This window comes from Burkholderia alba, from assembly GCF_034721475.1.
GTDB lineage: Bacteria > Pseudomonadota > Gammaproteobacteria > Burkholderiales > Burkholderiaceae > Burkholderia > Burkholderia alba.
Window position 1 is genome coordinate 102,280 of record NZ_JAWJWL010000011.1, and the last position, 19,303, is coordinate 121,582.

Sequence of the window (19,303 nt, forward strand, 5' to 3'; positions counted from 1 at the left end):
CACCCGTTCGCTCCATCCTCGCTTCGCTCGGACGACGGGCCCCCCCTACCCACGTCGTCGCGCCATGCTGCGGCAGTCCATTGCGCCGAACCGGACCCTTTCCAGATCATCCAGGTCGGGACGCGCCGTCAACCCGCGTGTCATCCCATCGGGGCGACACGCGTCTCATCCGATCACACCGCCAAACACAAATACTTGATCACGACATAATCGTCGATCCCGTAGTGCGACCCCTCGCGGCCCAACCCCGATTGCTTCACGCCGCCGAACGGCGCGACCTCGTTCGAGATCAACCCGGTGTTGATGCCCACCATCCCGTATTCCAGCGCCTCCGCCACCCGCCACACGCGCGCGATGTCGCGGCTGTAGAAGTACGCGGCCAAGCCGAACTCGGTATCGTTCGCATAACCGATCACCTCGTCATCCGACGCGAACTTGAACAGCGGCGCGAGCGGCCCGAAGGTCTCCTCCTTCGCCACCTTCATCGCCGGCGTCACGCCGGTCAGCACGGTCGGCTCGAAAAAGCCATGGCCCAGCGCATGACGCCGGCCGCCCGTCACCACGCGCGCACCCTTCGCCAGCGCATCCTCGATGTGCGCCTCGATCTTCAACACCGCCGCCTCGTTGATCAGCGGCCCCTGCGCGACGCCCGGCTCGGTGCCGAACCCGACCTTCAATTTCTCGACCGCCACCCGCAGCTTCTCCGCGAACGCATCGTAGACACGCTCGTGAACATAGAAGCGATTGGTGCACACGCAGGTCTGCCCGCTGTTGCGGTACTTCGACGCAATGGCGCCTTCCACCGCCGCATCCAGATCGGCATCCTCGAACACGACGAACGGCGCATTGCCGCCCAACTCCAGCGACACCTTCTTCACGGTCGGCGCGCACTGCGCCATCAGCAACCGCCCGATCGCAGTCGATCCGGTGAACGACAGCTTGCGCACGGTCGGGTTGACGGTCAACTCGCCGCCGATCGCCTTCGGGTCTCCGGTCACCACGCTGAACACCCCGGCCGGCACGCCCGCGCGCTCGGCCAGCACGGCCAGCGCCAGCGCCGAGAACGGCGTCGCCTCCGCGGGCTTCACGACAATCGGACACCCCGCCGCCAGCGCCGGTCCGACCTTGCGCGTGATCATCGCCGCCGGAAAATTCCACGGCGTGATCGCCGCGCACACGCCCACCGGCTCCTTCGTCACCACGATCCGCTTGTCGCCCGCCGGCGTCGGAATCGTGTCGCCATACACGCGCTTGCCTTCCTCCGCGAACCACTCGAGAAACGACGCCGCATACAGGATCTCGCCCTTCGCCTCGGCGAGCGGCTTGCCCTGCTCGGTCGTGAGGATCAGCGCGAGATCGTCCGCGTGCGCCACCATCAGGTCGTACCACTTGCGCAGGATCGCCGCGCGCTCCTTCGCGGTACGCTTGCGCCACGCGGGCCACGCCGCATTCGCGGATTCGATCGCGTGACGCGTCTCGGCCGCGCCCATCGCGGGCACCGTGCCGACCAGCGCACCCGTGGCCGGGTTGCGAACCTCGACATGCCGGCCGCTCGCGGCGGCCTGCCATTCACCCGCAACGAACGCCTGCTGGCGGAACAGCGCGGGATCCTTCAGTGCAAGAGATGCTGATGCTTGAATGGTGCTCATGATGTATGTCCGGTATGCGGAAACGACAATCGCCGCCCTCCAGACGGAAGGCAGCGACGCGAAAGATCGATCGGTACGGCGTCAGGCGGGAACGCCCACCGTTTCCTTCAATACTTCCTCCAGGATGCCGAGCGCTTCGTCGAACACGGCCTGCTGAATGGTGAGAGGAAACAGGAAGCGGATCACGTTCGAGTAGACGCCGCAGATCAGCAGCAGCAGCCCGCGTTCGAGCGCGCGCGCCTGCACGCGCTTCGCGAATTCGGCGTCCGGCTCCTGCGTGCCCGCCTTGAAGAACTCCACGGCGACCATCGAGCCCGGACCGCGCACGTCGGCGATCTGCGGCACGTCGGGCTGCAGCGCGACGAGCTTCGCCTTCAGCGCGTCGCCGAGCGTCACCGCGCGCTCGACCAGCTTCTCCTCGTCGATGACGTCGAGCACCGCGTGCGCGGCCGCGACCGCCAGCGGATTGCCCGCGTAGGTGCCGCCCAGGCCGCCCGGCGCGGCGGCATCCATCACGTCGGCACGGCCGACCACGCCCGACAGCGGCATGCCGCCCGCCAGGCTCTTCGCCATCGTCATCAGGTCGGGCGCGACGTCGTAGTGCTGCATCGCGAACAGCTTGCCGGTGCGCGCGAAACCCGTCTGCACTTCGTCGGCGATCAGCAGGATGCCGTGTTCGCCGCACAGCTTGCGCAGCGCCCGCACGAAATCCGCCGGCGCGGCGTAGAAGCCGCCTTCACCCTGCACCGGTTCGAAGATGATCGCCGCGACCCGCTTCGGATCGATGTCGGCCTTGAACAGCATCTCGATCGCGCGCAGCGAATCGGCCGTCGTCACGCCGTGCAGCGGGTTCGGGTACGGCGCGTGGAACACCTCGCCCGGGAACGGGCCGAAGCCGATCTTGTACGGCGCGACCTTGCCCGTCAGCGCCATGCCCATCATCGTGCGGCCGTGGAAGCCGCCCGAGAACGCGATCACGCCCGGACGGCCGGTAAACGCGCGAGCGATCTTCACGGCGTTCTCGACGGCTTCCGCGCCGGTCGTGAAGAACGCGGTCTTCTTCGGATAGTCGCCCGGCGCGCGCGCGTTGATCTTCTCGGCCAGCTCGACGTACGACGCGTAAGGCACGATCTGGTAGGCGGTGTGCGTGAACTGGTTCAACTGGTCGGCGATCGCCTTCACGATCCTCGGATGGCGGTGGCCGGTATTCACCACCGCGATGCCGGCCGCGAAATCGATGAAGCGCCGGCCCTCGACGTCCCACAGCTCGGCATTCTCGGCGCGCGCCGCGTAGAAATCGCACATCACGCCGACCCCGCGCGGGGTGGCGGCATTCTTGCGGGCGTGCAGATCGGCATTGTTCACGGTCATCTCCTTCCAGATCGGATTCGGTCAAAGGGTTCAGCGGGACAGGCGGCCGCTTGGGAGCAGCCCATGAGGCGACTATAATCAGATTTGGCTCTGAAAATCAGAGCCATTTCAATAAATATCTAGGAGCCAATCATGCGGGCGAGCGTGTTGTCGGACTGGCTGGCGCAGCGCCTCGTGCGCGGCGGCGGCGCGCAGCCGGTCTACCGGCAGCTGCATCGGCTGCTGCAACAGGCGATTCTGACCCGCGAACTGCCCGCCGGCGCGCGTTTTCCGTCGTCGCGGCTGCTCGCGTCGGAACTGGGCATCGCGCGCAACACGGTCACGCAGGTGTACGAGCAGCTCGCGCTCGAAGGCTATGTGACGTCGGCGACCGGGCGCGGCACCTTCGTCGCTGACAGCGCGCCCGACGACATCGTCGGCGCGGCGGATCCGGCGCCCCGGCACGTCGCGGCGCCGGCGCCCGCGCGGCCGCTGTCCGCGCGCGGCGCGCGCCTGCTGGACGGCGCCGGGGTGTCGAAGCGGCAGGGCGGCGCGTTCATGCCGGGCGTGCCGGACGTGTCGCGGTTCCCGGCGCGCGTGTGGACGCGACTGCACAACAAGTACTGGCGACGGCTGCGTCCGGACCTGCTGACCTACGCGCCGGGCGGCGGCCTGGCGTTGCTGCGCGAGGCGCTGGCCGACTATCTGCGGACTTCGCGTTCGGTGCGCTGCACGCCCGAGCAGATCGTCATCACGACCGGCATCCATCAGTCGATCGATCTGGCCGTGCGGCTCCTGACCGATCCGGGCGACGCGATCTGGACCGAGGATCCGTGCTACTGGGGCGTGCGCAGCGTGCTGCACGTGTCCGGGCTGGTCACCCGCCCGATTCCCGTCGACGACGAGGGCATCGCGCCGTCGCCGGCCGATCTCGCCGCGCCGCCGAAGCTGATGCTGGTCACGCCGTCGCACCAGTATCCGCTCGGCATGGTGATGAGCCTCGCGCGGCGCCGGATGCTGCTCGAATACGCGCGGCAGCATCGCTGCTGGATCATCGAGGACGACTACGACAGCGAATTCCGCTACGGCAGCCGCCCGCTCGCGTCGCTGCAGGGTCTCGACGATACGGGACAGGTGATCTATGTCGGCAGCTTCGGCAAGACGCTGTTTCCGGGGCTGCGGGTCGGCTATCTCGTCGCGCCCGGGCCGCTCGCGGAAAGCTTCGCGACCGCGAGCGCGGAGCTGTATCGGGAGGGACAACTGCTGCAGCAGGCGGTGCTCGCCGAATTCATCGCGGAAGGGCATTTCGTGTCGCACATCCGCAAGATGCGCACGCTGTACGGCCAGCGCCGGCAGACGCTGCTCGACGCGCTCGCGCGCCGTTACGGCGACGCGCTGCCCGCGGTGGGCGGCGATGCCGGCCTGCATCTGGTGATGCGCCTGCCGGACGGCGCGGACGACCGCGCGGTCGCGCAGGCGGCGCTCGAACGCAACATCGTCGTGCGCGCGCTGTCGGGCTATTACGCGGATGCCGCGCGCGCCGCGTCCGGCCTGCTGCTCGGTTATGCGTGCGTGCCGGAGGACGAGATCGGGCCCGCGTTCGACACGCTGTCGGAGGCGATCGACGAGGCGGTGTTCAGGCCGGCGGCGCGCGCGGCGGGATGAAGCCTGTCCGCCCGGCAATCCGGCGGGCGCGCTACAGCCGGATCAGGACCGCTCCCGCCACCACCAGCGCGCAGGCGGCGAGCCGGCGCGCGGTCGGCCGCTCGCGCATCACGAACCAGCCGATCGCGACCGCGAAGATCGAGCTGGTTTCGCGCAGCGCCGACACCGTCGCGACCGGCAGATGCCGATACGCCAGCACCACGATCGCATACGCGGCGAGCGCGAGCGTGCCGGCCAGCACGCCGCGCGCGAGCGCGCCGCGCGACGCCGGCATGCCGCTGACGCCGCGCAGCCGGCAGACGAGCAGGCACTGCGGCAGGTTCCACAGCAGATAGACCCACGCGATATACGCGAGCGCATCGCCGGCGAGCCGCACGCCGATGCCGTCCACGACCGAATACGCGGCGATGAACACGCCGGTCAGGATCGCGTACGGCACGCTCTCGCCGGAAAAGCGGAAGCCGCGCCGGAACGCGAGCGACATGATGCCGCCCGAGACCAGCGCGATGCCGGCGAGCGCGAGCGGCGTCGGCGCTTCGCCCAGCATCGCGAACGCGAGGCCGGAGACGAGCAGCGGCGACAGCCCCCGGGCGATCGGATAGATCTGGCTGAATTCGCCGCTGCGATACGCGCGCAGCAGCGCGAGACAGTAGCCGAGCTCGAGCACCGCCGACGCCGCGATGTACGGCCACGCGTGGGCGGGCGGCAGCGGCAGCAGCAGGGCGCCCGCCGCGCCGAAGGCGAGATACGGCAGCGACATCGTGCCGAGCTGCACGAGGCGGTCTTCGCTGACATGGAGGAACGCGTTCCAGATCGCGTGCAGCAGCGCGGAAAGCAGGACGAGCAGGACGAAGCGGTGATCCATGACGGCGTGAACGGGGCGGGCGCGACGGGCGAGCCGGCGATTATCGCCGCGCGCTCGACCCGCCGGCGAGCAGGATTGTCGATAATAGGGGCATTCTGCCTTTTCCCGGACGACCGCGATGACCGAAAACTCCCGACCGAACCCGGCGCCGCCGCGCCTGACGAGCCTGTCGCACGGCGGCGGCTGCGGCTGCAAGATCGCCCCGGGCGTGCTGTCCGAACTGCTGAAGCGCAATACGCCGCCCGCGCTGTTTCCCGATCTGCTGGTCGGCACCGAAACCTCGGACGATGCGGCCGTCTATCGCCTGAACGATGAGCAGGCGATCGTCGCCACCACCGATTTCTTCATGCCGATCGTCGACGATCCGTTCGACTTCGGCCGGATCGCGGCGACCAATGCGCTGTCGGACGTGTATGCGATGGGCGGCAAGCCGATCCTCGCGCTCGCGCTGGTCGGGATGCCGATCAACGTGCTGCCGCACGAGACGATCGCCGCGATCCTGCGCGGCGGCGAAGCGGTGTGCGCGGAAGCCGGCATCCCGGTCGCGGGCGGTCATTCGATCGATTCGGTCGAGCCGATCTACGGGCTCGCGGCGCTCGGCATCGTGCATCCGCGGCGCGTGAAGCGCAACGCGGCCGCGCGCGCGGGCGACGTGCTGGTGCTCGGCAAGCCGCTCGGCATCGGCGTGCTGTCCGCCGCGCTGAAAAAGGAACGTCTGGACGCGGACGGCTACGCGCAGATGATCGCGACCGCGACCCAGCTGAACCGTCCCGGCGCGGCGCTGGCGGGCCTGCCCGGCGTGCATGCGCTGACCGATGTGACGGGCTTCGGTCTGCTCGGCCATGCGCTCGAACTCGCGCGCGGCGCGCGCCTGACCGCGCGGCTCCGGTATGCGGATCTGCCGTGGCTCGCGGGCGTCGAGCAGTTCGTGGACGCGGGCGTGTTCACCGGGGCGTCGGTGCGCAACTGGGCGTCGTACGGCGCGGACGTGCAACTCGCGGCCGGGCTGCCTGGCGTTGCCCGGACGTTGCTGACGGATCCGCAGACCTCCGGCGGGCTGCTGGTCGCCTGCGCGCCCGATACGGTCGACGACGTGCTCGCGTGCTTCCGCGCCGATGGTTTCGCGCGGGCCGCCGTGATCGGCGAAATGACGGACGGCCCCGCCCGGATCGACGTGGTGTGACGCGGGGCGGTGAAGGGGCGCGGGCGAACGCGGCGGTGCGGCGCCGCTCGGCTCGATGGCTGAGCTCGATGTGTCCGGGTCGTTTCGCATGTTCAGTCAACCGGCGTGTCCGATGCACCCTGGACGTCCGGCACGTCCGGCACGTCCGGCACGTCCAGCACGTCCAGCACACCCGGCACACCCGGCACACCCGGCACACCCGGTACACCCGGTACACCCGGTACACCCGGTACACCCGGTACACCCGGTACACCCGGTACACCCGGTACACCCGGCACACCCGATACCCACCGATGGCCCCGCAGCCCCCCGCCGTACACGGACCACGATCGCTCGCTCCGCCGCCATCACGCTCAGCGTGTTTTCCGCGCCGCCCGGCGACGGCGCCTCCCGCCCTTCGGCCGATATTGGCGGACGCGTCCCGGCCGCTAGAATCGGGGCTTCATGACGCCCGCCCGCGCTTCCGGATGAAAGACTTCCTGTTCGGCCTGATGATCGCGCTGTCGGTTGGCCCGGTCGCCTTGATGATCGCGAATTACGGTATCTACGCGGGGCTCGGCCAAGGCGTGCGCGCGGCGTTCGGCGTCGCGTGCGCGGACGGCTGCTATGCGATTGCCGCCTTCACGATCGGCGCGGTGCTGGCGCGCGGGCTCGCGGGTCATCTCGCGCTGTTTCGCGCACTGGGCGCGCTCGTGCTGCTCGCGATGGGCGCGCGCATGCTGTGGCGGGCGCTGGCGAACCGCCGCCGCGCGCTCGACGGCGCGGCGCCCGCGCTGGGCGCGCGCCCGTTCGTCTCGATGTTCTTCATCACCCTCGCCAATCCGCTCACGATCCTGCTGTTCTACGGCTATGCGTCGTCGTCGGCGCTCGCGCGGGCGCACTGGCTGACGGGCGCGCTCTGCGTGTTCGCGGGCAGTCTCGCCGGGCAACTGGTGTTCGCCTTCGGCGGCAGCGCGATCGGGCGCCTCGTCAAATCCCCCGGCTGGCTGGCGGCGACCCACCTCCTCGCCGCCGCCGTCGTGCTCGCCTACGGCGCGGCGGGCCTCGCGCAAATCTGAACGGGCCGTTTTACGTCGTTCTATACTGCGCGCGCAGTCTCCGAAAGTCGTTCTCACCCAACTTCATCCACCTATAAGGAACGCCGATGCTGACTCGCTCCATCCTGTCCGCAGCCGTTTTCTCGATCGCCGCTTGCGCGGCGGCGCCGTCCCTCGCGCAGGACAGCGGCAAGGACGCAGTCGCCGAATCCGGGCCGCAGGGCCACCCGGTGAAGGTGATGATCATCACGATGTTCGGCCCCGAGGGGCAGGCATGGCTCGACAAGCTCGGACCGTGGAAGGCCGTGACGGTGCCGGGCCTGTCGCCCGATTACCCGGCCGTTCACTGCAATCGCCAGGACGTGTGCGTCGTGACGACCGGCATGGGCTACGCGAACGCCGCGTCGTCGATCATGGCGCTGACGTTCTCGTCGCGCTTCGACCTGCGCCGCACCTACTTTCTGATTTCCGGGATCGCCGGCGTCGATCCGGCGCGCGGCACCGTGGGTTCCGCCGCGTGGTCGAAGTACCTGGTGGATTTCGGCCTGCAGTGGGAATTGGATGCGCGCGAGATCCCGCCCGGCTGGAACACCGGCTATCTCGGCATCAACACGAAGAATCCGACCGAGAAGCCGCCGCTCGACTATCGCAACGAAGTGTTCGTGCTGAACGCCCGACTGGCGGACAAGGCGTACGCGCTGTCGCGCGACGCGAAGCTCGCGGACAGCCCGCAGGCGCAGGCGGCGCGCGCGAAGTTCGACTACGCGCCGGCGAACCAGCCGCCGACGGTGATCCAGTGCGATACCTCGTCGGGCAACACGTGGTTCTCGGGCACGCGGCTGGGCGAGCGCGCGCGCGAATGGACGAAGATCCTGACGGACGGCAAGGGCACGTACTGCATGACGGCGCAGGAAGACAACGCGACCTTCGAGGCGCTGAAGCGCGCGTCGAGCGTGAAGCGGGTGGATCTCGACCGGGTGGCGGTGCTGCGCACCGGTTCGGATTTCGACCGGCCGTATCCGGGCCAGACGAACGTCGACAATCTGCTCAACTACGCGGACCAGGGCGGCTTCGTGCCGGCGACGTCGAACCTGTATCTGGCGGGCAATCCGCTGGTGCAGGACATCGTCACGCACTGGAGCGCGTGGCGCGACGGCGTGCCGCGCCGCTGAGCACGGCCGCCGGCTCCGGTCAGTGCGGCGCGGCGGTCGAACGGAACGGCGTCCAGACGGGCGTCGTGTCGTCCCAGTGGTCGAGCTGCGAGGGCGTGGGTTCGTTCATGATCGTGGCGTGACGAAGCAGGCATGAAGCGGATCGGACGAGGTGTCCGGCGGGACGGCGAACGCCGCGCATCGACTGCACGTCGGCGCGCGGCGTTCGCCGTTTACCGGCCGGCGCCCGCCAGTTGATTGGCGTCGGGATCGGGACGATACGCGCGTTGCGCGACTTCGACGCCCTGCGGATACGACGTGGTTTTCCGCATAGCGGCAAGCGTGCCGTCCTGTTGCGCGTGGTCGAGTTCGGCGCGGACTTCGGCGCGGGTCCGGGTGCTCTTGCCATACCACGACGTGTCGCCGTAAGTGCCGGCGTGGCCGATGCCGCCTTCCGCGAAGGCGGGTGCGGAGATGGAGAGGGCCAGGGTGACTGCGACCAGCAGGCTGCTGCGTTTCATGATGCGACTCCTGTCGATTCGATGCGCTCTTGAGCTTTCTCAGCGCGACAGGGGTAATTTAGGTGCAGGTGCAGCAATGATAAATGGGTGTCCGGCGAATTGAATTGTCGCGGTGAGGAAACAATCGGAGTCCGTGCGGACAGTAGGGGTTTGGGTCGGATGCTGAATCGCCGAGGGGGCGCGGCGCGCGAGCGGCGATGCGCGGCGAGGGCGGGCAGCGGATACGCTGCGCCGGCACGACTATGCCGATTGCATCGTTCCCCATCAATGAATCCGGTGCGCGGCGTGTGTGCCGCGCGTCGCGGCCGGACATTGCTATCGCCGCGCCCTGCGCGTCCGCCGCCCTTGCCGCACGGCCTGTCCGATCGGCGGCGAGCGTCGGCGACGCGCGGTGCGGCGGCGATTGTCGGCGCCGCACGGCGTCGTTCGGCGCGAACGGCACGTTCCACGCGGTCGCGGCCGCGACGGGCGAACCGCTCGCGCCGGCGTTCGGCGGCGCGACGCGCGACGATCTCGACACGGCCTGCCGGCAGGCCGATGCGGCGTTCGACGCGTATCGCGAGACCTCGCCCGACACGCGCGCGGCGTTTCTCGACACCATCGGCCGTTACCTCGCCGAACTCGGCGACGCGCTGATCGAACGCTGCTGCGCGGAAACCGGCCTGCCGCGCGCGCGCATCGAGGGCGAGCGCGCGCGCACGATCGGCCAACTCGGCCTGTTCGCGGCGGTGCTGCGCGACGGCGGCTTCATCGGCGCGCGGCTCGATTCGGCCCGGCCCGGCGTGACGATGCCGTGCAACGACCTGCGTCTGCGCAACATCGCGATCGGACCGGTCGCGGTGTTCGGCGCATCGAATTTTCCGCTCGCGTTCTCGGTGGCCGGCGGCGATACGGCGTCGGCGCTCGCGGCGGGCTGTCCGGTGATCGTGAAAGCGCACGCCGCGCATCCGGGCACCTCGGAGCTGGTCGGGCAGGCGGTGCAGCGCGCGGTGCGCGACTGCGGGCTGCCGGAAGGCACGTTCGCGCTGCTGTTCGACAGCGGGCGCGAGATTGGCCAGGCGCTCGTCGCCGACGCGCGGATCAAGGCGGTCGGCTTCACCGGCTCGCGCGCCGGCGGCACCGCGCTGATGCGGATCGCCGCCGCGCGCGAAGCGCCGATTCCCGTCTATGCGGAGATGAGCGCGGCGAACCCGGTGCTGCTGCTGCCGGCCGCGCTGGCCGCGCGCGGGGCGCAGATCGCGCAGCAGTTCGTCGCGTCGCTGACCTTGGGCGCGGGGCAATTCTGCACGAACCCCGGTCTCGTGCTCGCCGTCGACGGCCCGGCGCTGCGTGCGTTCGAACGCGCGGCGGCGGCCGCGCTCGATGCGGCGCCGGCCGCCACGATGCTGACCTCGGCGATCGATGCGAACTATCGCGCGGCGGTCGACGCGCGTGCCGCGTCCGCCGGTGTCGTTGCACTGGCGTGCGGCGCGGAAGGCGGGCCGCGCGAGGCGCGCGCGGCCCTGTTCGCGACGACGGCGGAAATTTTCATGAACCGGCCTGCATTGCGAGACGAAGTGTTCGGCGCATCGTCGCTGATCGTACGGTGTCCGGATGAAGTGTCGCTGCGCGCGTTGGTGGCGTCGCTCGACGGCCAGTTGACGATCGCCGTGCAGGCCGACGAGGCCGACCGCGCGGCGTTTGCCGCGCTGCTGCCGCTACTGGAGAAACGCGCGGGACGCATCCTCGCGAACGGCTTCGGTACAGGCGTGGCGGTGTGCGATTCGATGGTGCACGGCGGACCGTTTCCCGCTTCGTCCGACAGCCGCACGACCTCGGTCGGCAGCCGCGCGATCGAACGTTTCCTGCGGCCGGTGTGCTACCAGGACATGCCCGCGGCACTGCTGCCGGATGCGTTACGCGACGGCAATCCGCTGCGCATCGCGCGGCGCGTGAACGGTGCCGATCAAGCGGCGGAGGCGGGCGATGCGTGATGCCATGGAAGCGGATGTGGTGATGTCGATCGACGAGGTCTATCGTCTGTCGTTCCGGGTGCTGACGCATTACGGCATGTCGGACGCCCACGCGGCGGCGATCGCGCGGGTGATCGCCCAGTGCCAGCGCGACGAATGCCATTCGCACGGGATCTACCGGTTGCTGGTGTGCGCGCGTTCGCTGCGCGACGGCAAGGTCGACCCGCGCGCCGAGCCGACGCTGCGGCGAGTCGCGGGCGGCGTGGTGAAGGTCGATGCGCACTACGGGTACTCGCTGCCCGGCTTCGAACTGGGGTTGCCGGTGCTGGTCGAGCAGGCGCGCGCGCAAGGCATCGCGGCGCTCGCGATCAACCGCTGCTTCCATTTCTCGGCGCTGTGGCCGGAGGTGGAGGCGATCGCGGCGCAGGGGCTGGTCGGCCTCGCGATGTGCCCGAGCCACAGCTGGGTCGCGCCCGCCGGCGGCGCCCGGCCGGTGTTCGGTACCAATCCGCTCGCGTTCGCGTGGCCGCGGCCGGGCGGGCAGCCGTTCGTGTTCGATTTCGCGACGAGCGCGATCGCGCGTGGGGATATCGAACTGCATGCGCGGCGGGGCTTGCCGATTCCGCCGGACTGGGCGGTCGACGCGGACGGCCAGCCGACGACCGATGCGCGCGCGGCGCTGCAGGGCGCGATGCGGACCTTCGGCGGCCACAAGGGATCGGCGCTCGCCGCGATGGTCGAATTGCTCGCGGGCGCGCTGATCGGCGATCTGACGAGCCGCGAGTCGCTCGACTTCGACGCGGGGGTCGGCGCGACGCCCTGCCACGGCGAACTGGTGCTGGCGCTCGATCCGCGCGTGTTTCTCGGCGAGGGCTACGACGCGGGGCTGGCGCGCGGCGAAAGCGTGCTCGAAGCGATCGCGTCCCAGGGCGCACGCCTGCCGTCGCAGCGGCGCTTCGAGGCGCGGGTGCGCAGCGAGGCGAACGGCGTGCGGATTCCGGGCGCGCTGCATCGGGACGTGTTGGCGTTGCTGGATCGCGCGCCCGCATGACGCGGCTCGCGCATCAATGCGCCGGCGCCATCTCGGCGTCGATGAACGCCCCGATCGCCGCGAGGAGCTGGTCGTCCGTGAGCTGACCGGCAAGCAGATGCCGCGCCGTCGCGGTGCGGACCGGGCGGAATGTCGTCGACGTATCGCATCCCCATACGAACAACACGGGGCGGCCCAGTTCCGCCGCGACATGGCTGAGCCCCGTGGACCCGCCGATGCAGGCACGCGCGCTCGCGATCAGGTCGACCAGCTCGCCGCCGGCCAGATCGGTCAGCACGTCGACGCCGGGCGGCCAGGCAGCCTGCTCGCGCACGGCGGACAGGCCCACCACGGCGGTCGGCGCGCGCGTCGAAGCGAGCGCGGCGACGTCCCGCCAGCAGCCGAGCTGCTGACTGCCCGTCATCGCATGCGGAAACAGCAGCAGGCGGGCGCCGGGCGTGCCGGTCGTGCGCAGCGCCGGCCTCGATCGGCCCTGGTCGGGCAGATCCAGCATGTCCCTGAAGATCTCCGCGAAGTGCGCGCTGCCCCAGCGCCGCACGCTGTCCGGATCGTCCCATTCGCGCGTCGCGCGCGGATGGATCGGCGTATCGAACAGATGACGGTAGGCGGGCCAGTCGAGCCACGCGTTCAACTGCTGGAGATCGATCACGCCGCCGCGCGGCCGCAGCGAACGGGCGAGCCGGAACGATGCGGGCTCGGACGCCACGTGACGGAACTCGATGTTGTCGATACCGAAGCGCTCCAGCACGCCGGCGACGGTCGGCGTCGAGACATAGATCAGCCGCGCATGCGCGCGGCTCGCCTCGTGCGCGATGTCCCAGGTCAACAGGTTGTCGCCGATCTTCGTGATGTCGGGCGGAAAGTAATAGACGGTCGAATCCATCGCGCTCCGCGAGGAAGGGTCGCGAGACCGCCGAGGCGACGTCGACGATCGGCTCAAACGACGGATATCTAAGCATTCGCGAATTCGCCGGGACAACTACCAATTCAGGTAGTTACGCGTCGGGGGAAAACGGGTTGCAATCACCGCACGGCATCGACGATGCACGCGATTGCACCGCGAAGACGCATGCGTGTCCGGCTGGCCCGGCACGCGGGCGGGACGCGGGGCCGCGCTTCCGGCACCCGGATCCCCACTCGATCCCCAACGGGAAAAGAGATCATGCGTACCCAGACCGTTCGCTTTCACGATGCCCGTGCTTCCACCGCGCCGGAGGTGCATGCGGGGCTGCCGCGCGCGATCTACGTCGAGTTGACCGACCTGTGCAACCTGACTTGCCCGATGTGCCGCTGCAATCCGGTCAAGGGCAACATCCTGCCGCTGCCGCTGTTCTCGGAGATCGCGGCGGAGCTGTTTCCGTCCGCCGAATTCGTCGATCTGCGCGGCTGGGGCGAAAGCACGATCATTCCGGATTTCGAACGCTATCTCGATGTCGCGCAGGCCTATCCGGTCAGGATCAAGCTGATCACGAACGGCGTCGCGCGGCGGCCGGGGCTGTGGTCGAGGCTCGGCCGCGACGGGATCACGGTGGGCGTGTCGTTCGACGCCGCCGACGCGGACCTGTTCCGCGAACTGCGCGGCGGCGCGGACCTGGCCCAGGTGAGCGCGAATCTGCGGATCGTGGCCGACGCGCAGCGCGCCGCCGGCCACGATCCGGGCGAGCGCCTCTATTTCTGCGTCACGGCGAGCGGGCGCAACGTCACGCAGCTCGACCGGATCGTCGAATCCGGCATGGCGCTCGGCGTGCGGCGTTTCAAGATCGAACCGCTGCGCGCCGGCGACGACGATCCGGACCGTCTCGAACGCCACGCGGAGAAGATCCCGCCCGCGCTTGCGCGGCTGGCCGCGCTCAGTCGCGAGCACGACCTGCTGATCGAGCTGTCGGCGTCGCTGCTGCCCGCCGGCACGCGCGACGACGCGGTTCGCAAGACCTGTATCCATCCGTGGGAATACCTGTACGTGAACAGCCGGGGTCGTCTCGGTTTCTGCGATCACCTCAACGGCCGCGAGGAATACACGTTCGGCGACTGGCAGGCGGACGGCTTCGCGGCGTTCTGGAACGGCGCCGCGATGCGCCGGCTGCGCGCCGAGCACTTGCGCCGGCTGGCCGGCGATGCGATCACCCAGTGCGTCGATTGCAACTGGTGTTACGAGCGCCGCTACATGGACCTCGAGGACTGGATCGCGCCGGACTGGTCGGCTTATCGCGTCACGGTGTAAACGGAGATCGGGATGCTGACAAATGACGTGCCCTGGGCGGGCAATTTCTACGACCCCGCGCTGTTCGATGCGGGCGCGGGCGATAGCGATTCGACGGCAACCGTCTCGCACTACCGCGCGCAGCTCGCGGACGCCGCGCGGCACGTGGCCGACATCGGCTGCGGCACGGGACGGATCGCGCTGCCGCTGATCGACGACGGCCATCGCGTGTACGGCGTGGACACCTCGGAGACGATGCTGGCGCACCTGCGGCGCAAGGCCGAGAGCCTGCCGCGCGCGGTGCGCGGGCGGCTCGACTGGCAGCACGGCGACGTGCTCGACATGGCGCCGCCGGAGCCGTTCGACGCGCTGATCGCCGCCGACGATTTCGTCAGCCACTTCAATGTGCGTTTGCTCGAACGCTTCTTCCAGGTCGCGCACGCGTGGCTCAAGCCGGACGGCCTGCTGCTCGCCGACCTGCGGGTGCGCGACGCGGGCCGTCTCGCGGCGGCGGCGGCGGGTTTTCCGAAACCGATGATGAGCTACGGTCTCACCGAGGGCGTGCGCACGGAGGACGGCATGCGCCATGCCGCGATGATGGGATGGGAAGAATACGACCCCGTCAGCAGCCGTCTAGTGAGTCATCAGCTCTACAGCTTCATCGATGCCGACGGCCGCGAGGCGCAACGGGTCTGGAAGACGATCGTTCAGTACAACCACTCGAACGCGGTGCTGATCGGCGCGGCCGAGCTGGCGGGATTCGCGCTGGAATCGGCGGCCGGCCGCGCCGGCGGAGGCGCGCTGGGCGATCAGGGCGGCTACTTCCGGTTGCGCCGGCGCCGGGCGGCCTGAGATGGTGTTCGATCTGATCTGGGTCGTGCCGTCGCTGGCCAATCTCGGCGGCACGGAGTACGCGGCCGTGACCTTTGCGAAGCTGATCGTGGCCGACGGCCATCGGCTGCGCTTCGTCACCGGCCGCGGCGCGCATCCTGACTGGCGCGCGCGATTGCGCGACGACGGCTCCGGGCGGCTTGCGCTGATCGAGGCGGAGCAGGATTCGCCGCTGGCGCTGTGTGCGCTGGCGCGCCGCCTGCATCAGGCGGCGCCGGCCGATCTGATCCAGTTCATGCCGATCGAGGCGCATTGCCTCGCGTGGTTGAGCGATGCGCCCGCGCTGCCCGTCGCGGGCTGGGAGCCGACCGATCTGAGTCCGCGCTGCTGGTGGCTGTCCGATGCGCTCGGCGCGCTGATTCATCGGCTCGACGCGCTGCTGGTCTTCAATCCCGACGCGGCCGGCCATGCGGTGCGCCGCTACGGCTATCGCGGCGGGATTCACGTGGTGCCCAACACGGTGATGCCCGCCGCGCCGCGCGTGCCGTCCGTGCGCGGCGGTGCCGCGCCGGTGGTGGGCTGCATCGCGCGGCTCTCGGCGGAGAAGGGGCTCGAATTCCTGCTGGCCGCGTTCGGCCTCTTGCTGCGGCGCGTGCCGGCGGCCCGGCTCGCGATCTGGGGGGACGGCGGCGACCGCGATCGGCTGGGCGAACTGGCGACGATGCTCGGGATTGCCGGGCAGGTCGATTTTCATGGTGCGTTCGCGCCGTTCAGCGCAATCGACGATATCGCGCACGCGGCCGATGTGTTCGTGTCCAGCTCGCTGTTCGAGGGGGCGCCGGTGGCGCTGCTCGAACTGGCGGCGCGAGGCCGCCCCGTCGCCGCGACGGCGACTGCCGGCGCGCGCTGGATCTGCGGCGCGGATTACGAGTGGATCGTGCCGATCGGCGATACCGGCGGTCTCGCGGACGCGCTCGCGGCTCTGCTCGCGTCGGATGCGTCGCGCCGCGATGCGGGCGCGCGGCTCGCGGCCCGCTTCGCGCGGCGCTTCTCGCCCGAGCAATCGGTCGGGGCGTTGCGCGCGGCCTACGCGGCGATGCTCGGACGCGTGGCCGTCGAATGAGCGCTGCGCCTGTCCTGTATTTGTCCCCGCATCGCGACGACATCGCGTATTCGCTCGCGGGCCGCATCCTCGGCGCGGCCGCGCCGCGCGCCGCCGGGGTTGCCGTCGCCGTGTTCACGCGCAGCAACTTCGCGCCGTACGCGCGGCCGGGGCTCGACACCGCCGCGATCACGCGGCTGCGCGGCGCGGAGGAATCCCGTGCGTGCCGCGCGCTGCGCCTGCGCAGCCTGTCGCTGCCGTTCGCCGAAGCGCCGCTGCGCGGCTACCGGACGACCGATGCGCTGTTCGTCGACGACGCCGTCGCGACGCGCGATCCGGTCGTCGACGCATTGGTGCGGTGCCTGACGACGCTGAACGCGATGTTCCGGCCGCGCGCGGTCTATGCGCCGCTCGGGATCGGCGGACATGTCGATCACCTGGTGACCCGCGTCGCCGCGCAGGCCGCGTTCGCGTCGCAGTGTCCGGTGTGGCTGTACGAGGATCTGCCTTATGCGGGCGAGCTGGACGAGCACGCGTACGGGGCGGAGCTGGCGCGCCGGACCGGGCGGGCCCGGCCGGCACTGACGCCGAACGGCGCGTGGCTGACGGACAAGCTGCGCGTGCTGGCCGGCTACGCCTCGCAAGTCGCGCGCAAGGATTTGTGCGCGGTCGTCGCGCATACCCATCGAATCGGAGGCGAGCGTGTCTGGTGCTGTCGCTGATGTTTGTGTCCTGACCTTCGCGGTCGATCGTCCGGAGGCGCTCGCGCGTTGCATCGCGAGCGTCGCGGCGCAATCCGTCGCGCACCGCGTGCGGCACCGGGTGCTGTCGGAGCGGGCCGATGCGCTGCGCGCCGCCGCGCCGCTCGCGCGCTGGCGCGACGCGGTCGAATGGCGCGCGCTCGACGGCGCGCCGTTCCAGGGGGCGTCGTCGCCGCGCATCGCGCGTCTGCGCGCGGCGGCGCTGGACGACGTCGACACCCCGTTCGTCTGCTTTCTCGACGACGACAACGCCGTCGATCCGCATCACGTCGAGTCGCTGCTGGCCCTGATCGAACGGGACGGTCTCGATGCCGCGCACGCATGGCGGTTCGTCAGGAATCCGGACGGCTCGCCGTTCGGGTTCGATCGCTACCCGTGGCACGACGATCCCGACATTGCCGCGCGCCTGTATCGCGCGTGCGTCGAGCGCGGCGTCATCGTTCCGGGCGATCCGGTGATGCGCGACGGCGCGTCGGCCGCGGCGGAGGACGCCGATTGGGCGACGGTGGACATGAACGAATGGCTGTTCAGGACGGACGTGCTGCGGCGAGTCGGCTTCGACACCGCCTTCAGCGCGACGGATCTGCGGATGCGGGTGGGCGAGGACGACAAGCTCTACCGGCGCTGCGTCGACGCGGCCGTCCGCTTCGCGTGCAGCCGCCGGCCGAGCGTGCAGTACTACCTGGGGGGCGTGTCGAACCTGCGCGTGACGAGCGGCCCGACCCTCGATCGTTGACGGAGAGCATCGAATGAGCGAACTGGCTTGGGAAGGCGGGCACGCGATACGCAATCGGCCGTGGCCGCGCTGGCCGCGCACGACGGATGCGCTGGAGCGAGAGGTCGTCGAGGTGCTGCGCAGCGGCCGCTGGGCGGTCAGCGGGTTGTCGAGCGGGCCGCAGGATGCGTACGACACGCGCTTCGCGCATGCGTTCGCGGCGTACAACGGCGTCGAGCATTGCATTCCGACGGCGAACGGCACCAGCGCGCTGATGTGCGCGATGCGCGCGCTCGGGATCGGCAGCGGCGACGAGGTGCTCGTGCCGGCGCTGACGTGGGTGGCCTGCGCGAGCGCGGTGGCGGCGGTCGGCGCGACGCCGGTGCTGGTCGACGTCGATCCGGCGTCGCTCTGCATCGATCCGCGGCAGGCGCGCGACGCGATCACGCCGCGCACGCGCGCGGTGATGGCGGTGCATCTGTACAACGCCATCGCGGATCTCGACGCGCTTACCGCGCTCGCGGAACAGGCGGGCATCGCGCTGATCGAGGACTGCGCGCAGGCGCACGGCGCGCGCTGGCGCGGCCGGCGCGTCGGCTCGATCGGCGCGGTGGGCACCTTCAGCATGCAGAACGGCAAGGTGCTGACGGCGGGCGAGGGCGGCGCGTGCATCTGCCGCGACAGCGCGCTGGCCGACCGGATCTATCGCGCGCGGTCGGACGGACGCCGGCTCGCGGCGCAGCGCGCGCCGCAAGGGCGGATGGATCTCGAGGAAGCCGGCGGGGTCTTCGCGCAGAATTTTTGCCTGAGCGAATTGCAGGCGGCGGTGCTGCATGTGCGGCTCGCCGACCTCGACGACGAGAATCGCCTGCGGGCGCAGCGCGCGCAGCGATTGCGCCGCACGCTGACGGAGATCGGCGGCTTCGGCTTTCAGGAGAGCGCGCCCGGCAGCGACGCGACGACCCTCTATCACTTTCCGGTGCGCCTCGAGCAGCCGGCGTTCGACGGCGTCGAGGCGGCGCGGTTCGGCGCCGCGTTGTCGGCCGAGCTGGGCTGCTGGGTTCATCCCCCCTACGCGCCGCTCGACCGGCATGCGCTGCTCCCGCCCGGCACGGCGGCCGCGCGCGGGCCGTTGCCGCATGCGCTCGATGCGCATCGCCGGCATGTCGTGCTGCCGCACTGGCTGTTTCTCGGCGACGAAGCCGACATCGACGATCTCGCGGCCGCCTTCTACAAGCTCAAGCGCCACGCGCACCGACTCCGGGCCTGA

The 19,303-nt window shown here is 70.2% G+C and carries 18 protein-coding genes; 12 read left to right on the forward strand and 6 right to left on the reverse strand.

All coding sequences use genetic code 11. The features are described 5' to 3' along the window. Window positions 1–173: 173 nt before the first annotated feature. Both gabD and RZR99_RS14685 read right to left on the reverse strand, forming a co-directional pair. A complete protein-coding gene (gene gabD, locus RZR99_RS14680; protein WP_323120501.1) occupies window positions 174–1,649 on the reverse strand; it encodes an NADP-dependent succinate-semialdehyde dehydrogenase in 1,476 nt (491 codons plus the stop codon). Window positions 1,650–1,730: 81 nt separating this feature from the next. Further along, window positions 1,731–3,014 carry a 4-aminobutyrate--2-oxoglutarate transaminase gene (locus tag RZR99_RS14685; protein ID WP_323120502.1) on the reverse strand — a complete coding sequence of 428 codons (1,284 nt, stop codon included), beginning with the start codon at window positions 3,012–3,014 and terminating at the stop codon, window positions 1,731–1,733. 138 nt (window positions 3,015–3,152) lie between these two features. Here RZR99_RS14685 and pdxR point away from each other — a divergent pair, with 138 nt between their 5' ends. Next, a complete protein-coding gene (pdxR, locus tag RZR99_RS14690) occupies window positions 3,153–4,664 on the forward strand; it encodes a MocR-like pyridoxine biosynthesis transcription factor PdxR (RefSeq protein WP_323120503.1) in 1,512 nt (503 codons plus the stop codon). A 31-nt stretch (window positions 4,665–4,695) separates the two neighbouring features. On the opposite strand, the gene RZR99_RS14695 is transcribed toward pdxR, so the two are convergent. After that, window positions 4,696–5,529, reverse strand: coding sequence for a DMT family transporter (locus tag RZR99_RS14695; RefSeq protein WP_323120504.1), 834 nt, complete (start codon window positions 5,527–5,529; stop codon window positions 4,696–4,698). Window positions 5,530–5,647: 118 nt separating this feature from the next. Here RZR99_RS14695 and selD point away from each other — a divergent pair, with 118 nt between their 5' ends. Next, window positions 5,648–6,712 carry a selenide, water dikinase SelD gene (selD, locus tag RZR99_RS14700; protein WP_323120505.1) on the forward strand — a complete coding sequence of 355 codons (1,065 nt, stop codon included), beginning with the start codon at window positions 5,648–5,650 and terminating at the stop codon, window positions 6,710–6,712. A gap of 92 nt (window positions 6,713–6,804) precedes the next feature. On the opposite strand, the gene RZR99_RS14705 is transcribed toward selD, so the two are convergent. Next, window positions 6,805–6,990 (reverse strand): hypothetical protein, encoded by a 186-nt coding sequence (locus tag RZR99_RS14705; RefSeq protein WP_323120506.1) that lies wholly within the window; start codon window positions 6,988–6,990, stop codon window positions 6,805–6,807. Between the two features lie 189 nt (window positions 6,991–7,179). On the opposite strand from RZR99_RS14705, the gene RZR99_RS14710 reads away from it, so the two are divergent. Beyond that, on the forward strand, window positions 7,180–7,770 hold the full coding sequence (locus RZR99_RS14710; RefSeq protein ID WP_323120507.1) for a LysE family translocator: 591 nt from the start codon (window positions 7,180–7,182) through the stop codon (window positions 7,768–7,770). An 86-nt stretch (window positions 7,771–7,856) separates the two neighbouring features. Continuing rightward, window positions 7,857–8,921 (forward strand): purine-nucleoside phosphorylase, encoded by a 1,065-nt coding sequence (locus RZR99_RS14715; RefSeq protein ID WP_323120508.1) that lies wholly within the window; start codon window positions 7,857–7,859, stop codon window positions 8,919–8,921. Window positions 8,922–9,133: 212 nt separating this feature from the next. On the opposite strand, the gene RZR99_RS14720 is transcribed toward RZR99_RS14715, so the two are convergent. Beyond that, entirely contained in the window at window positions 9,134–9,421 is a 288-nt protein-coding gene (locus tag RZR99_RS14720; RefSeq protein WP_323120509.1) for a DUF4148 domain-containing protein, read from the reverse strand. A 287-nt stretch (window positions 9,422–9,708) separates the two neighbouring features. On the opposite strand from RZR99_RS14720, the gene RZR99_RS14725 reads away from it, so the two are divergent. Continuing rightward, the gene (locus RZR99_RS14725; protein ID WP_323120510.1) at window positions 9,709–11,394 is read left to right on the forward strand and encodes an aldehyde dehydrogenase (NADP(+)); all 1,686 of its coding nucleotides are present in this window, start codon (window positions 9,709–9,711) and stop codon (window positions 11,392–11,394) included. Continuing rightward, the gene (locus tag RZR99_RS14730) at window positions 11,387–12,424 is read left to right on the forward strand and encodes an Ldh family oxidoreductase (RefSeq protein ID WP_323120511.1); all 1,038 of its coding nucleotides are present in this window, start codon (window positions 11,387–11,389) and stop codon (window positions 12,422–12,424) included. Before RZR99_RS14725 ends, RZR99_RS14730 begins: the two co-directional genes overlap by 8 nt. 13 nt (window positions 12,425–12,437) lie before the next feature. Here RZR99_RS14730 and RZR99_RS14735 read toward each other — a convergent pair whose 3' ends face one another. After that, a complete protein-coding gene (locus RZR99_RS14735) occupies window positions 12,438–13,307 on the reverse strand; it encodes a glycosyltransferase family 9 protein (RefSeq protein WP_323120512.1) in 870 nt (289 codons plus the stop codon). Window positions 13,308–13,586: 279 nt separating this feature from the next. On the opposite strand from RZR99_RS14735, the gene RZR99_RS14740 reads away from it, so the two are divergent. Genes RZR99_RS14740 through RZR99_RS14765 form a run of 6 tightly spaced genes read left to right on the forward strand, consistent with a single transcriptional unit; the run spans window position 13,587 to window position 19,303 of the window. Further along, complete coding sequence (locus tag RZR99_RS14740) at window positions 13,587–14,645, forward strand: radical SAM protein (protein ID WP_323120513.1); 1,059 nt, start codon at window positions 13,587–13,589, stop codon at window positions 14,643–14,645. Between the two features lie 12 nt (window positions 14,646–14,657). Continuing rightward, window positions 14,658–15,476, forward strand: a complete 819-nt coding sequence (locus tag RZR99_RS14745) for a class I SAM-dependent methyltransferase (RefSeq protein WP_323120514.1) — start codon at window positions 14,658–14,660, stop codon at window positions 15,474–15,476. A 1-nt stretch (window position 15,477) separates the two neighbouring features. Beyond that, window positions 15,478–16,578, forward strand: a complete 1,101-nt coding sequence (locus tag RZR99_RS14750; RefSeq protein ID WP_323120515.1) for a glycosyltransferase — start codon at window positions 15,478–15,480, stop codon at window positions 16,576–16,578. Continuing rightward, window positions 16,575–17,279 (forward strand): PIG-L family deacetylase, encoded by a 705-nt coding sequence (locus RZR99_RS14755; RefSeq protein WP_323120516.1) that lies wholly within the window; start codon window positions 16,575–16,577, stop codon window positions 17,277–17,279. Before RZR99_RS14750 ends, RZR99_RS14755 begins: the two co-directional genes overlap by 4 nt. Next, on the forward strand, window positions 17,260–18,054 hold the full coding sequence (locus RZR99_RS14760) for a glycosyltransferase (protein ID WP_323120517.1): 795 nt from the start codon (window positions 17,260–17,262) through the stop codon (window positions 18,052–18,054). The genes RZR99_RS14755 and RZR99_RS14760 overlap by 20 nt, the downstream gene beginning before the upstream one ends. A 13-nt stretch (window positions 18,055–18,067) precedes the next feature. Beyond that, the gene (locus RZR99_RS14765) at window positions 18,068–19,303 is read left to right on the forward strand and encodes a DegT/DnrJ/EryC1/StrS aminotransferase family protein (RefSeq protein ID WP_323120518.1); all 1,236 of its coding nucleotides are present in this window, start codon (window positions 18,068–18,070) and stop codon (window positions 19,301–19,303) included.